General features: G+C 66.5%; 13 protein-coding genes and 1 tRNA gene. 11 read left to right on the top strand and 3 right to left on the bottom strand.

Annotation, left to right across the window (positions count from 1 at the left end):
• Window position 1 precedes the first annotated feature (1 nt).
• The 7 genes from AC3WOS_RS07245 (at window position 2) to AC3WOS_RS07215 (ending at window position 8,468) form a co-directional block, all read left to right on the top strand.
• On the top strand, window positions 2-667 hold the full coding sequence (locus AC3WOS_RS07245; protein ID WP_492715208.1) for a DUF799 domain-containing protein: 666 nt from the start codon (window positions 2-4) through the stop codon (window positions 665-667).
• Between the two features lie 295 nt (window positions 668-962).
• Entirely contained in the window at window positions 963-1,352 is a 390-nt protein-coding gene (locus AC3WOS_RS07240) for a DUF2946 domain-containing protein (RefSeq protein WP_492715207.1), read from the top strand.
• A 122-nt stretch (window positions 1,353-1,474) separates the two neighbouring features.
• Window positions 1,475-3,673 carry a TonB-dependent receptor gene (locus AC3WOS_RS07235; protein ID WP_492715206.1) on the top strand — a complete coding sequence of 733 codons (2,199 nt, stop codon included), beginning with the start codon at window positions 1,475-1,477 and terminating at the stop codon, window positions 3,671-3,673.
• 196 nt (window positions 3,674-3,869) lie between these two features.
• Window positions 3,870-4,637, top strand: a complete 768-nt coding sequence (locus tag AC3WOS_RS07230) for a hypothetical protein (RefSeq protein ID WP_492715205.1) — start codon at window positions 3,870-3,872, stop codon at window positions 4,635-4,637.
• Between the two features lie 347 nt (window positions 4,638-4,984).
• Window positions 4,985-5,058, top strand: a tRNA-Gly gene (locus AC3WOS_RS07225).
• A gap of 85 nt (window positions 5,059-5,143) precedes the next feature.
• On the top strand, window positions 5,144-6,163 hold the full coding sequence (locus tag AC3WOS_RS07220) for an ABC transporter substrate-binding protein (RefSeq protein WP_492715204.1): 1,020 nt from the start codon (window positions 5,144-5,146) through the stop codon (window positions 6,161-6,163).
• A 16-nt stretch (window positions 6,164-6,179) separates the two neighbouring features.
• Complete coding sequence (locus tag AC3WOS_RS07215; protein WP_492715203.1) at window positions 6,180-8,468, top strand: heavy metal translocating P-type ATPase; 2,289 nt, start codon at window positions 6,180-6,182, stop codon at window positions 8,466-8,468.
• Between the two features lie 39 nt (window positions 8,469-8,507).
• Here AC3WOS_RS07215 and AC3WOS_RS07210 read toward each other — a convergent pair whose 3' ends face one another.
• Both AC3WOS_RS07210 and AC3WOS_RS07205 read right to left on the bottom strand, forming a co-directional pair.
• The gene (locus AC3WOS_RS07210; RefSeq protein ID WP_492715202.1) at window positions 8,508-9,398 is read right to left on the bottom strand and encodes an anti-sigma factor family protein; all 891 of its coding nucleotides are present in this window, start codon (window positions 9,396-9,398) and stop codon (window positions 8,508-8,510) included.
• A 1-nt stretch (window position 9,399) separates the two neighbouring features.
• Window positions 9,400-9,957: a sigma-70 family RNA polymerase sigma factor gene (locus AC3WOS_RS07205; protein ID WP_492715201.1), complete on the bottom strand. Its 558-nt coding sequence runs from the start codon at window positions 9,955-9,957 to the stop codon at window positions 9,400-9,402.
• Between the two features lie 184 nt (window positions 9,958-10,141).
• On the opposite strand from AC3WOS_RS07205, the gene AC3WOS_RS07200 reads away from it, so the two are divergent.
• The 3 genes from AC3WOS_RS07200 to trmB all read left to right on the top strand — a co-directional run bounded on the left by AC3WOS_RS07200 (window position 10,142) and on the right by trmB (window position 12,349).
• Window positions 10,142-11,026 carry a metallophosphoesterase family protein gene (locus AC3WOS_RS07200; protein ID WP_492715200.1) on the top strand — a complete coding sequence of 295 codons (885 nt, stop codon included), beginning with the start codon at window positions 10,142-10,144 and terminating at the stop codon, window positions 11,024-11,026.
• A 3-nt stretch (window positions 11,027-11,029) separates the two neighbouring features.
• A complete protein-coding gene (locus AC3WOS_RS07195; protein ID WP_492715199.1) occupies window positions 11,030-11,425 on the top strand; it encodes a cupredoxin domain-containing protein in 396 nt (131 codons plus the stop codon).
• A 243-nt stretch (window positions 11,426-11,668) separates the two neighbouring features.
• Entirely contained in the window at window positions 11,669-12,349 is a 681-nt protein-coding gene (gene trmB, locus AC3WOS_RS07190) for a tRNA (guanosine(46)-N7)-methyltransferase TrmB (protein ID WP_492715339.1), read from the top strand.
• A 64-nt stretch (window positions 12,350-12,413) separates the two neighbouring features.
• Here the strand turns inward: trmB and AC3WOS_RS07185 are convergent, their stop codons facing one another.
• Window positions 12,414-12,920 carry a hypothetical protein gene (locus AC3WOS_RS07185; protein WP_492715198.1) on the bottom strand — a complete coding sequence of 169 codons (507 nt, stop codon included), beginning with the start codon at window positions 12,918-12,920 and terminating at the stop codon, window positions 12,414-12,416.
• Window positions 12,921-13,264: 344 nt separating this feature from the next.
• On the opposite strand from AC3WOS_RS07185, the gene AC3WOS_RS07180 reads away from it, so the two are divergent.
• Window positions 13,265-13,732, top strand: coding sequence for a papain-like cysteine protease family protein (locus AC3WOS_RS07180; protein WP_492715197.1), 468 nt, complete (start codon window positions 13,265-13,267; stop codon window positions 13,730-13,732).
• Window positions 13,733-13,775: the final 43 nt, after the last annotated feature.

Here is a 13,775-nt window from a genome sequence, read left to right as displayed (position 1 = left end):
GATGCTGAAACGAGTGATGAAACTGGCCGCCTGCCTGATGCCGGCCATGCTGGCCGTGGGCTGCGCGACGCACCAGGCCAAGCCCTACGACTACACGGCCTTCAAGGCGGCCAAGCCCCGTTCCATCGTGGTGCTGCCGCCGCTGAACACGTCGCCGGAAGTGACGGCCGGCTACACCGTCCTGTCGCAGGTGACCTATCCGCTGGCCGAGGCGGGCTACTACGTGCTGCCGGTGGCGCTGGTGGACGAGACCTTCAAGCAGAACGGCCTGAGCACGGCGGCCGACATCCACGCCGTCGACACGCAGAAGCTGCGCAGCATCTTCGGCGCCGACGCCGCGCTGTACGTGACGGTCACCAATTTCGGCGCCAGCTACACGGTGCTCGACAGCGTGGTGACGGTGGCGGCCAACGCCAGGCTGGTGGACCTGAAGACGGGCGCGACGCTGTGGACGGGCCAGGCTTCGGCCACCAACAACGAAGGCAACAACAACAACAGCGGCGGCCTGGTCGGCGCGCTGGTGGCGGCGGCCGTCAAGCAGATCATCAACAGCACGACGGATGCATCCTATCCCGTGGCCAACGTGGCCAGCCAGCGCCTGCTGGCGGCGGGGCAGAACAACGGCCTGCTGTATGGTCCCCGTTCGGCCCATTATACGCTGCAGTAAGTAAGCGCAGCAGCGGCGCCGGCCAGCGTGCCGGCGGCGCGTCGTCGCGGGCGCACGGCATCGTAATGCGGCCGTCCGCCTGCACGGCTTCGCCGCCGCCTGCACGGCGTCTCCCCGCCTGAGATCGGCTCCTGCCGTCGTCTGTTTCCTCCGCCTCCCCACGAAGTAACCTCCACCTCTTTCGTCCGTCCGCCTGGCATAGCTGCGGCAGATCAAGAAAGCCCTGGCACCCAACCGGCAATTGTTGACCGCGAGCAACTAAGACGGCGATAATTGTCAGATGTATATGAAACGGATGACACGGCACCTGGCCGCCTGGATTGCTGGCATGGCGATCCTGTTCGCCGTGCTGGCGCCCGCCGTGGGCTCGGCATTGTCGGCGCCGGCGCGCGACGGCGCGGGCGGCGGCTGGGCCGACGTCTGCCGCGCCGGCGGCGCCCGGGCCATGGCCGGGCCGGCCGGCGACGACGGGGCCTACCCGGCTCCCGTCCCGGCCATGCTGTCGCACCTGGAGCACTGCCCCTACTGCGGCAGTCACGGCCAGGGGCCGGCGCTGCCGCCACCGGCCGCCATCCTGATGGCCGTGCCTCGCGCACGGCCCGTTCACTTTCCCCGTTACCACTCAGTGCCGCGCGCCTTGCCGGTCTGGCCCGGCGCCCGCTCGCGCGCGCCGCCGCGCCACTAGTCCCCGGGCGGCCCGCCGCCGCCCGCCGTGTCCCCCGTCCGTTGCCGCCGCGCGGCGCCGCCCGACCTTGTTGGCGGCGCCGGCGTGCCGCTGCGCGCCTCAACATTTGCAAGGAAACAGCTGTGAAACGTACCGTTCTTTTTTGCGCCATCTCGGCGCTCCCCTATGCCGCCCTGGCCGACGAACTGCCGCTGGCCACCGTGATCATCACTGCCAAGGGCAGTGAAACGCCGGGCATGACCGCCGTGCCCGCCGGCGCCCTGCGCGCCCAGCAGGCCGCCACCAGCGACACGGCCAGCCTGCTGCGCGACGTGCCCGGCGTGAGCCTGTACGGCGCGGGCGGCGCCTCCAGCCTGCCCGTCATCCGCGGCCTGGCCGACGACCGCCTGCGCATCAAGGTCGATGGCATGGACTTGATCGCCTCCTGCCCCAACCACATGAACCCGGCCCTGTCCTACCTCGACCCCAGCAACGTGGCTCGGCTCAAAGTCTATGCCGGCATGACGCCCGTCAGCGTGGGCGGCGACAGCATCGGCGGCGCCATCGTGGCCGACACGCCGGCGCCCGTCTTCGCCGCCCCCGGCGCCGCCACCCTGGTCAAGGGCGAAGTGGGCGGCTTCTACCGCAGCAATGGCGACGCCACGGGCAGCAACTTGTCGGCCACGGTCGCCGGCGAAGCGCTGAGCGTGAGCTACGCCGGCTCGACGGCCAGGTCGCACAACTACCGGGCCGGCGGCGCCTTCCGCACCCAGGCCGCAACGGGCCGCGCCGGTCACGCGCTGGCGCTGGACGAAGTGGGTTCCAGCGCCTACGACACCCGCAACCACACGCTGGGCGTGGCCTGGCGCGGCGCCGGCCAGCTGCTGGAAGCGAAATTCGGCTACCAGGACTTGCCTGAGCAGCTCTATCCTAACCAGCGCATGGACATGCTGCAAAACACCCAGCGCCGCCTGAACCTGCGCTATACGGGCGAGTTCGGCTGGGGCGCGCTGGAGGCGCGGCTGTACCAGGAGAACGTCGAGCACTTCATGGACTTCGGCCCCGACAAGCAGCTGCTGTACGGCGGCCTGCCCGGCATGCCCATGCACACGGATGGCAAGACCACGGGCGGCCGGCTGGGCGCCACCATCGACCTGGACGGACGCGACCAGGCGCGCGCGGGCGTGGAATGGCAGCGCTACCGGCTCGACGACTGGTGGCCGGCCGTGCCGGGCAGCATGGGCATGGGGCCCAACACATTCTGGAACATCCACAACGGCGAGCGCGAACGCAAGGCCGTCTACGCGGAATGGGAAAAGCAGTGGCAGCCGCAGTGGACCGGGCTGCTGGGCGTGCGTTATGAACACGTGACGACCGATGCCGGCCCCGTGCACGGCTACAACCAGGCCGACTTCGGCGCGCCGCTGCCGGCGATGGACATGATGAACCAGGGCCGCGATGCGGCCGCCTTCAACGGCGCGTCGCGCGCCCGGACCGACCATAACTGGGACCTGGCGGCGCTGGGCCACTACCGCCCCGGCGCCGGCCAGGAGGTCGAATTCGGCCTGGCCCGCAAGGTGCGTTCGCCCAACCTGTACGAGCGCTACAGCTGGTCCAGCGCCGGCATGATGGCCGTCATGAACAACTATGTGGGCGACGGCAACGGCTACCTGGGCGACGTCCACCTCAAGCCCGAGACGGCCTACACGGCCAGCGTGGCGCTGGGCTGGAATGGGGCCGAACGCAGCTGGGAATTCCGGGTGGCGCCGTACTACACCCAGGTGCGCGACTATATCGACGCCGTGCCGGCCGGCCGCTACAGCGTCAACCGCTACAACGTGCTGCAGTATGCCAACCAGTCGGCCCGGCTGTACGGCGTGGACGTGTCCGGCCATATGCCGCTGGCGGCCACGGGCGCGGGCAGGTTCGGCCTCAAGGGATTGCTGAGCTACACGGATGGCCGCAACCGCGACACGGACAGCGGCCTGTACAACATCATGCCGCTCAACGGCAAGCTCACTCTCACCCATCAGCTGCAGGGCTGGGACAACAGCGCGGAACTGGTGATGGTGCGCGCCAAGCATCAGGTGTCGGCGGTGCGCAATGAGCTCGCCACGCCCGGCTACGCGCTGCTGCACCTGCGCACCAGCTACGGCTGGCAGCGGGCCAGCATCGATGTGGGCGTGGAGAACGTGTTCGACCGGCGCTACTTCCTGCCGCTGGGCGGCGCCTATCTGGGCCAGGGCAACACCATGAGCATCAACCCGGCCCTCATGCCGTGGGGGACGGCCGTGCCCGGCGCGGGCCGCTCCGTGTATGCGGGGTTCAAGCTGAAGTTCTGATGGCGGGGCTGGCGGTGGCGGTGCCACCGCTGCTTGGATGGCCCGGGGCTCGACGGCAGCATAGTGCTTGCATTGAATGTCGAGCATAGCAAAGGCCTTGCGTCCCGGGACGGCGCGCTTGCTGACGCACGAGGGGATTAGGCATAAGATATAGGCTACTTCATTGTCAAATTCGCTGTTTTCTCCTTATTAACTCGTGAACCCAATTGACCAGCTCCGTTTCTCAGTGCGCGATCTCATCAACGATGTTGAGGTTGGGCCGGCGCACGTTCCGTTAGCGCTGCTGGGGGAGTTCCAAAAGGATGTAGTTGATTTCTTGAGGGGGGCAAGCCGCGATGTGGATCCTATGCAAGTCCAAGTTTCGATTGAATCAGGTTCACTCGTGTTCGCCGCGTCAGGATTGCTTGCTGCAACAACATTATGGGCGGATCTGGCCCACATAACGTCGCCAGACGCGTTGAGCTTGATTGACCCCAAACGTGCCAGCGTATTGCAACGTTGGCACGCCGTCGCACTCGAAAATCCGAACCGAGCCTATACCATTGCGGACAAGGCAGGTCGGGCATTTTTCGTGGTGGATACCCGGACCAATTTGACGAAAATCGCCGCTATATGGGTGCAAGTTGAGAAGTATTTGCATGGGAAAATTGTCGATATAGGTGGGAAGACAAAGGCCAATGTCCACCTTGAACTTGAAAATGGCCAGACGCTGACTGTTAGCTCCAGTCATGATCTTTTGGCACAAGACGAACGAAATCGCCTTTATCGACCGGCGCTGCTACACGTAACCGCGGAGGAAAATTTGCATACGGGTGAGTTGCGCAATTTGCGCCTGTTGGCATTCGAAACCCATCAACCCAGCTATGACGACGAGGAATTCAGGCTGATGGTCGAACGAGGAACAAAGGCATGGGACGACGTAGCCAGCGCAACGGAATGGACTGACGCGCTGCGAGGCGGTTAAGCATGCTCGCCTCAGTGTTGCTGGATACGAGTTTCTTGATTTCGTTGGTTGGCAGCGGTCGCCCTAATCATCCTGTCGCGGCCAAATGCTATCGATTATTGTGAGAGGTTGCGAAACGCCGGGAGCGTGAAGGTTCGGGCCATTAAATTGGTTGATGGGTTTGATGTAAACGCCTTTCGCGTGGATGGTCAGCAAGGGCTCGATTTGGCCGACCCGAAGTGAAGTAAGCACGCCAGTCCGCTGACAAGCCATTACACCTTGGTGAGACCGGCCAACAAACTTTCGATCGCGGTAACTGGTTTGAGAAGTTGTCAACAGCATGCTATCCCGCGTAGAATGGCGGCAATGCGGGTGTAGCTCAATGGTAGAGCAGAAGCTTCCCAAGCTTACGACGAGGGTTCGATTCCCTTCACCCGCTCCAATCGATGTGACAACAAGCGAGTTGTTCCGGTTCACATGCTTCCTCTCGCCAAAGCGTCGGCCGCGCGCCCGATGCCTTTTCTTTCATGTTGACCGTGCCGGCGCCGGCCTGGCGCGCTGCCTGGTGCTGCCTGTGGGCGGCGTTGCTGTTGATGACGTTCTGCCTGCCCGCCCGCGCCGCCGACGAGACCATCCTGGTGGTGGAAAGCTACAACGCCGAAATGCAATGGGATGCCAACTACAAGGAGGCATTGCAGGAGGCGCTGGGTAAGAAATACCGGCTCGAATATTTTCAGATGGATACCAAGCGCCTGCCCAAGGAGCAGCACGCGGCCATGGCGGACAAGGCCTGGGCCGCCTACCTGGCCTTGCACCCGGTGCTCGTCATCCTGGGCGACGACGCGGCCCTCAAGCTGCTGGCGCCGCGCCTGGGCGCCACCACCACGCCCGTAGTCTATCTGGGCATCAACAACAATCCGCGCGAATACTTCGACGCCAAGCTCACCAGGAACATCACGGGTGTGCTGGAGCGGCCCATCCTGAAGCGCAACATCGCGCTCGTCACGGAACTGCTGCCCAAGACCAGGCGGGCGCTGGTGCTGTTCGATATGGACATCACGTCCCAGGTGGTGCGGCAGGAAACGTTTGAGGGCAAGTCCAGGCAGCTGATCGGCGGCACCACCGTCGAGCTCAAACTGGTGGGCCAGTGGGAGCAATGGCAGGCCGAAGTGCTGAACGCGAAAGACAACTACGACGTCATCTTCGTCGGCCTGTATCAGGCCTTGCACGACGGCGCCGGCAAGAGCGTTAACACGACGGACCAGGTGGCGCGCTGGACGGCGGCCCACACGCCGGTGCCCACCTTCGGCTTCTGGGACTGGGCCGTGGGTCCGGAAAAGACCATCGGCGGGCTGGTGCTGTATGGCCGCGACCAGGGCCGGGCCGCGGCCGAAATCGCGCTCAAGATCCTGTCCGGCACGCCGCCGGAACGGATCTATCCCGTCACGGCCGACCGCGGCAAATTCCTCTACAGCAAAAAGCAGCTGCAGCGCTACCACATCACCCTGCCGGAAAAGATCGCGGCCGAAGCCAGCTACACGGATTGAGAGGACGGTCGTATTCATGAACGTGTGCGATGGTAAGGACTGCTGCGGCGCGCAAGCGGCGCCGGGCGGGCCGGATAAGCCGGACAAGCCAGATAAGCCAGATACGCCGGATAGACCCGCTACGCCTCCGGCGCCCAGCGTTCCTGACGCCGCCGGCCCCGAGCAGGCCGTGTTCCTGATCCAGAACATGGATTGCCCCACCGAGGAAAAGCTGATCCGTGGCCGCCTGGGCCAGATGGCCGGCGTGGAGTCGCTGCAATTTAACTTGATGCGGCGCGAGCTGACCGTGGGCCACCGCCTGCCATCCATCGCTCCCCTGGTGGCGGCGCTGAGCGCGCTGGACATGGCGCCGGCCGTCGTCTCCAGTTCGCAGGACGGCGCCGCCACGCCCGCGCCTCCGCGGCCTGCCGATGGCACGCTGCCATTCGGCTTGCCGTCCTGGCTGCCGCTGGCCGTGTCCGGGGTGGCGGCGCTGGGCGCGGAGATCGCGGCCTGGAGCACAGGTGATGAACGTGGCTGGCCCGTGCTGGCACTGGCGCTGACGGCCATCGCCTGCGGCGGCCTGGGCACGCTGAAGAAGGGCTGGATCGCGCTGCGCAACCTGTCGCTGAACATGAACTTCCTGATGTCGCTGGCCATCCTGGGCGCGCTGGCCATCGGCCAGTGGCCGGAGGCGGCCATGGTGATCTTCCTGTTCTCGCTGGCAGAACTGATCGAGGCCCGTTCGCTCGACCGCGCCCGCCACGCGATCCGCAGCATGATGGCGCTCACGCCCGACGCGGCCACCGTGCAGGCGCCGTCGGGCGCGTGGCTGCGCGTGGCGGCGGCCGACGTGCAGCCGGGCGCGCTGGCGCGTGTGATGCCGGGCGAGCGCATCGCGCTGGACGGCGTGGTGGCGGCCGGCGAAAGCGCCGTCAACCAGGCGCCCATCACGGGCGAGAGCATGCCGGTGATCAAACTGCCCGGCGATACCGTGTTCGCCGGCACCATCAACGAACAGGGCACGTTCGACTACACGGTGACGGCGCCGCAAAGCGAGTCTACGCTGTCGCGCATCGTGCGCAGCGTGCAGCAGGCGCAGGGCGAGCGCGCCCCCACCCAGCGCTTTGTCGACCGTTTCGCGGCGACCTACATCCCGGTGGTGGTGGCGCTGGCCGTGCTGGTCGCCGTGGTGCCGCCCGTCGTGGCGGGCGCCGACGCCCATGCCTGGTTCTACAAGGCGCTGGTGCTGCTGGTGATCGCCTGCCCCTGTGCGCTCGTCATCTCCACCCCGGTGACGGTGGTCAGCGGCCTGGCCGCGGCGGCGCGCCAGGGCATCCTGGTCAAGGGTGGCATCTACCTGGAACTGGGGCGCAGCCTGAAGGCCGTTGCGCTGGACAAGACCGGTACGCTCACGCTGGGCACGCCGCAGGTGACCGATGTGGTGGTACTGCCCGGCGGCGAGCGGAGCGCGCCGCTGCGCGACGCGGCCAGCCTGGCGGCGCTGTCCACCCATCCCGTGTCGCGCGCGCTGGCGCAGCACTGGCACGGCGGGCAGCATGGCGCGGCGCTGGCGCCGGTCGTGCGTTTCGAGGCGCTGCAGGGACGCGGCATCCGGGGCGAGGTGGATGGCGCCATACTTTACCTGGGCAATGCGCGGCTGGTGCGGGAACTGGGCCTGCAAGATGAGGCGCTCGATACCACCCTGCGTGCGTTGGAGCGCGACGGCAAGAGTGTGGTCGTGCTGTGTTCCGCCACGGCAGCGCTGCTGGTGGTGGCGGTGGCCGACACGGTGCGCGCCACCAGCGCGGAGGCGGTGGCGCAGTTGTGCGCGCTGGGCGTGCGGGTGGTGATGCTGTCGGGCGATAACGTGGAGACGGCGCAGGCGGTCGGCGCCCGGCTTGGCATCGCCGACGTGCGCGCCGGCCTGCTGCCCGACGATAAGCTGCGCGTCATCGCCGCGCTGGCGGCGCAACACGGCGAGGTGGGCATGGTGGGCGACGGTGTGAACGATGCGCCGGCGCTGGCCAAGGCCGCCATCGGCTTCGCCATGGGCGCGGCCGGCACCGACACGGCAATGGAAACGGCCAACGTGGCGCTGATGGACGACGACCTGCGCAAGGTGGCGTACTTCATCCGCCTGAGCGCGCGCACGCACGCGATCCTGCTGCAGAACATCGTGCTGGCGCTGGCGATCAAGGCCGTGTTCCTGGTGCTGGCGGTGGCCGGCTATTCGACCTTGTGGATGGCCGTGTTCGCGGACATGGGCGTGAGCCTGATGGTGGTCGTCAACGGCCTGCGGCTGCTGCGCGGTCCCGCGCCCTAGTCCGCCTTCGCTCCCGCTTTCGGCCGGGGACGCAGTGCACTACGGTTCCTTGCCCGGTGCGCCCGATGCGCCCAGCAGCTGGGCAAATTGCACCAGGTCCGGGGCGGCCATGTCGGAGATGGCCGCGTACTGCATGCCGCCCTGCGTCCAGCGCAGCAGCTGGTAGCCCTGCCGTACGCTGGCCCGCGGCGGCTGGGCACTGGCGGCCGGCGCCGGCCATTCGTACAGGTTGAGCACATGCTTGCGGTGCCGGTAGGCCAGCGCCGCCACGGGCCGCTGGCGGATGTAGTCGAGCCGGCCGCCGATCAATGGGTAACCCTGCGCGGCCAGGTCGGTCACCGGCGGCGCGAAATCGAGTTTGCCCGTGAACCACGGCTTGACGGTGTGCTGGTCGGTCGATGCTACGTCCGTCAGGTGATCCGGCAGCAGCGAGCGGAAATGGCTGGCCACCAGTTCCTGTTCCAGCTGCTCGGCGGGCGATGGCTGCGCCAGGTACAGCCCCAGCGTGACGGCAAAGGCGGCCGTGCTGACGGCGGCGGCGCCCAGGTTGATCCAGGTCCACGGCCAGCGCGACAGGATGGCGGCGCGGCGCGGACGCGGTGGCGTCTGCCGTTGTCCCTGTACCTGCCGTTGCCCCTGGCTCTGCTGTTCCTGCTGACGCTCCCGTTCCCGATCCAACTTCTGCGCTTGCTCCTGCTCTTGCCCTCGCACTTGCTGCAAGGCGTTCTCGATGCGATGGCGCAGGTGCGGCGGCGCCGCGTAGCGCGTGGCTTGCTGCGCCAGCGTGCCGCGCAGCTCCGTCAGCTGCGCCAGCGTTGCGCGGCAGTCGGCGCAGCCGGCCAGGTGCGACTCCAGCTGCAGGGCGCCGGCCGGGTCCAGCTCGTCATCGAGCCAGGCCGGCATCCAGTGTTGCGATTGCGTGCATTCCATCCTAGTCTCCAGCCGTGTCGCGTTGCAGGTACGACAGCAGCAGCTTGCGCGCGCGCGCCAGGCGCGACATCACCGTGCCGATGGGGATGTCCGCCACTTCGGCTATCTGCTTGTATGACAGCTCGTCCATTTCCTTCAGCACCAGCACTTCCCGGAACGCCGGCGGCAGCTGGCGCAGCGCCTGGTTGACGCTGCGGCCCACGTCGCGGCTGGCCACGATGCCGGCCGGGTCGGTGCCCGCTTCCTGCACCAGCAGTTCGTCGCCGTCCGCGCCGTGCAGCGCTTCGTCGAAGCTGACGTCGCCCTGCTGCGGGCGGCGGTCGCGCAGCGCCGTGTAGAAGGTATTGCGCACGATGGTTAGCAGCCAGGCGCGCGCATCGCCGCCCCGGTAGCTGTCGGCAAAGCGGTAGGCGCGCAGGTAGGCGCTCTGCACCAGGTCGTCCGCATCGTGCGGATCGCGCGTGAGCCAGCGTGCCAGGTTGTAGGCCGCATCCAGGTGCGGCATGGCCAGCTTTTCAAACCGTGCCGCTTTGTCGTCGTCGCCCAAATGCTTGTCCATCGTAGTCGTCCCGCAGATGAAGACTCGGTGTGGTGCGCTTTTATTCCCGTGAAAAAAATATAGCGTCCGGCGGGAATAGGAACGGGGCGCGGCCGGTTTGATGTTGTGTGGGCCGCTTGCCTGGTTGCTCAGATTATCACAGGCAGGCGGACGCCGAATTTCAATCAACCAGATGGAGGACAACATGATCGATCGCAGGAGTTTCCTGAGGCTGGGCGCCGTGGGCGGGGGCGCCGTCTTCATGTCCGGCCTGTACGGCAAGGCATGGGCGGCAGGGCAGGGCAACGAGGACTTTTATTTTGTCCAGCTGTCCGATGCGCACTGGGGTTACCGCGGGCCGGCCAACCCGGAGTCGCAGAACACGCTGCGCCAGGCGGTGGCGGCCGTCAACGCGCTGCCGCACAAGCCGGACTTTATCGTCTTCACCGGCGACCTGACGCACAGCACGGACGACCCGGCCGAGCGCCGCAAGCGCATGACGGAGTTCAAGCAGATCGTGGCCGGGCTGGAAGTGAAGCAGGTACATTTCCTGCCGGGCGAGCACGATGCTTCGCTCGACCAGGGCGCCGCGTTCCAGGAGCTGTTCGGCCCAACCCATTACAGCTTCGACCACAAGGGCGTGCATTTCATCGCGCTCGACAACGTATCCGATCCGGGCGCCCGCATCGGCGAGGCCCAGCTGGCGTGGCTCAAGGCCGACCTGGCGGCCCGGCCGAAGGATGCGCCCATCGTCGTGCTGACGCACCGCCCGCTGTTCGACCTGGAGCCCAAGTGGGACTGGGCCACGCGCGACGGCGCGCAGGCGGTGGAGTTGCTGATGCCGTATCCGCAGGTGACCGTGTTCTATGGCCACATCCACCAGGAGCATCACCGGATGACGGGCCATATCGCCCACCATGCCGCCAAATCGCTGATCTTCCCGCTGCCGGCGCCCGGTTCGCAGGCGACGCGTACGCCGCTGCCATGGGACCCGGCGGCGCCAGGCAAGGGGCTGGGCTTCCGCGAGGTGGATGCCGAACCGCGCCAGGCGGCCTACCAGATCACCGAACTGCCGGTAACGAAAGGATGAATCATGCAAGCATCGGATAAGCAAACATCGGGCAGGCAGGCGGCAAGACGCCGCTTCCTGCTGGGCGCACCGCTGGCCGCGTCGGCGCTGCTGCTGGGCGCGGCCCAGGGCAAGGCGGTCAAGGAGAGGGTCATCAAGGTCGAGGCCCGCAAGTTCCGCTTCTCGCCCAACGTGATCGAGGTGCGCCAGGGCGAGGCCGTGGTGCTGGAATTGCGGGCGCTGGACTTTGCCCACGGCTTCAACATCCCGGAACTGCAGACGCGCATCGACCTGGTGCCGGGCAAGGCGGTCAAGCTTCGGCTGCAGCCGGCGCAGGCCGGCCGCTTCGGCTTCCTGTGCGATAACTTCTGCGGCGCCGGCCACGAGGAGATGGCCGGCACGCTGGTGGTGACGGCCTGACGGCGCGGCGGCATGATGGCGCGGCGCGCAGCGGCGCAGGGCGGAGCTGGCCGTCTGGCCGTCCGGCCGTCTGGTTGGTCGTCGCCGTGGACGCGGCTGATATAATGCCGGGTGAAAGCAGCCCGGCTGCCGGCCGTTGCGCCACCCGTACCGTTATATGCCCGTTCAGCGGGCATTCCTTTTTACCGATAGATTCCGCATCCCATGTCTTCTGATACGCCCAACAACGGCCCTGCACGGCCTATGCTGTACGACCCGACCGAACACCGCATCCGCAGCTTCGTCACCCGCGCCGGCCGCCTGTCGACCGCGCAGGCGCGCGCGCTGGAGGAACTGGGCCCGCAATTCATGATCGAGTACAGCAAGACGCCGCTCGACTACGAACAGGCCTTCGGCCGCAAGGCGCCGGTGGTGCTGGAAATCGGCTTCGGCATGGGCGGCACCACGGCCCACATTGCGCAGGCGATGCCGGACAAGGACTTCATCGGCGTGGAAGTGCATACGCCGGGCGTAGGCAGCCTGCTCAAGCTGATCGGCGAACAGGGCCTGACCAACCTGAAGGCGATCCAGCACGACGCGGTGGAAGTGCTGAACCAGATGATCCCGGACGGCTCGCTGCACGGCGTGCACATCTTCTTCCCCGACCCGTGGCACAAGGCGCGCCACAACAAGCGGCGCCTGATCCAGGGACCGTTCGTCAAGCTGCTGGTGCAGAAGCTGGCCGTGGGCGGCTACCTGCATTGCGCCACCGACTGGGAAGACTACGCGGTGCAGATGCTGGAAGTGCTGGGCGCGGAAGAGGGCCTGCAGAACACGGCCGACGGCTATGCACCGCAGCCGGCCTACCGTCCGCTCACCAAGTTCGAAAACCGCGGCCTGAAGCTGGGCCACGGCGTGTGGGACCTGGTCTTCACCAAGAAGTAAACGGGATAACGGCAGCATCGTTCCCGCGCGGCCGGGAGCGCATGCCTGCCGACGATAGCGCCGCTCAGTCCAGCGGCTCGATATCGAGCACCACCACATAGGCCAGGTGGCGGCCCTGCCACATGCTGCCGCCGCGCACCTGCGCATCGCAAGTGGTGGGCTGGCCTTCAATCTCCTTGAACTTCAGGCGCTGGCGGAATTGCAGCCCTTCCTTCGGCGCCAGATAGCCCGCCATGCGGCCATCGATAAACACCGCCACCGCCGTATTCTCATAAGCATTCTGATCGTCCGGCACCAGCGTGGCCAGGTAGGGGACGGCGGCCGCCTGTTCGCCATGGTCGCCGGCCAGTTCTTTCAGCGTGGCCTGGTAGCGCGATTCGTTCACCACCTCGACCAGGAAGCGGCCCTTGTCGGACCAGTGCAGGGCCGGCGCCGCCGCCGGCAGCTGGGGCACGTACGGCCCGGCCGCGCGCGCCGGCAGGGGCGCCGGCTTGGCGGGGTTGGTCTTGATGATGGCGTAGACCAGCAGCGCCGTCACGGCGACGATCAGCAGGGGGAGGGCGTATTCCATGGCGGGCTTGTTCGGGTAAAGGCCGTCATCTTAACGGAAGCGCGGTCTTCCTACCCGTTTTTCCCGTCAAGCCTATCCGCTCCGCGTTTCCCCTGTGGTTTTGTGTGAGGCTTGCGCGGGGCATGGCGCGCTATGATGTCGCCAGGTTAATTTCTTCATGAATTTTTTTCATGATCGCTACCCTGTTGTAATTGTCCGAGCGGAATCGGGCTATGGTTGAATTCAGGCCGCCGCTCGCATACCCTGAACGTCATCCGCTTTTTTCGTTGGCGGCCGATGTCGATGCTCCGTTCGCCGTGCCCGCGCCGATCCCTGGTCCGGCGCCCTAGCCCAAGGAGGTAGTCATGTCTGAACTTCGATTGGATGTTCCGTTGCTGGCGCAGGAAAAGTCCATGTGCTGCTGGCATACCAGCGCCATGATGATCTGGCTGTATTGGCAGGGCAAATCGGGCCGGCAAGGCCCCATGAACACCGTCATTCCCGTCTATAACGACAACACGGGTTTGGCCGTCTCGGCCCAGGCTTTTATTACGCTAGCGGGCAAGACGGGGTTGAATCGCCTGCCTTCCAAGAACACCTACAGCAACGACGACCTGCTGGCACTGCTGAAGGCCCAGGGGCCGCTGTGGTGCGCCGGCACCTGGTACGGATTCGGCCACGTGATCGTCCTCACGGGCGTGAGCAATGGCCAGGTGTACCTGAACGACCCCGATCGCGGCGTGCGCAAGACCGGCACGCTGACCTGGTTCAACCAGAAGCTGCTGAACGGGCTCGATGGCTGCATGATGGCCAAGGATCCCAACGCCTATTGATTGTCCGCGGGGCGCCGGCGCCGGGCGTCGGCGTCGGGTTGCT

Source organism: Rugamonas sp. FW305-51, from assembly GCF_058786935.1.
The sequence above is the reverse complement of the archived record's forward strand: the minus strand, read 5'-3'. Positions and strand labels throughout refer to the sequence as shown.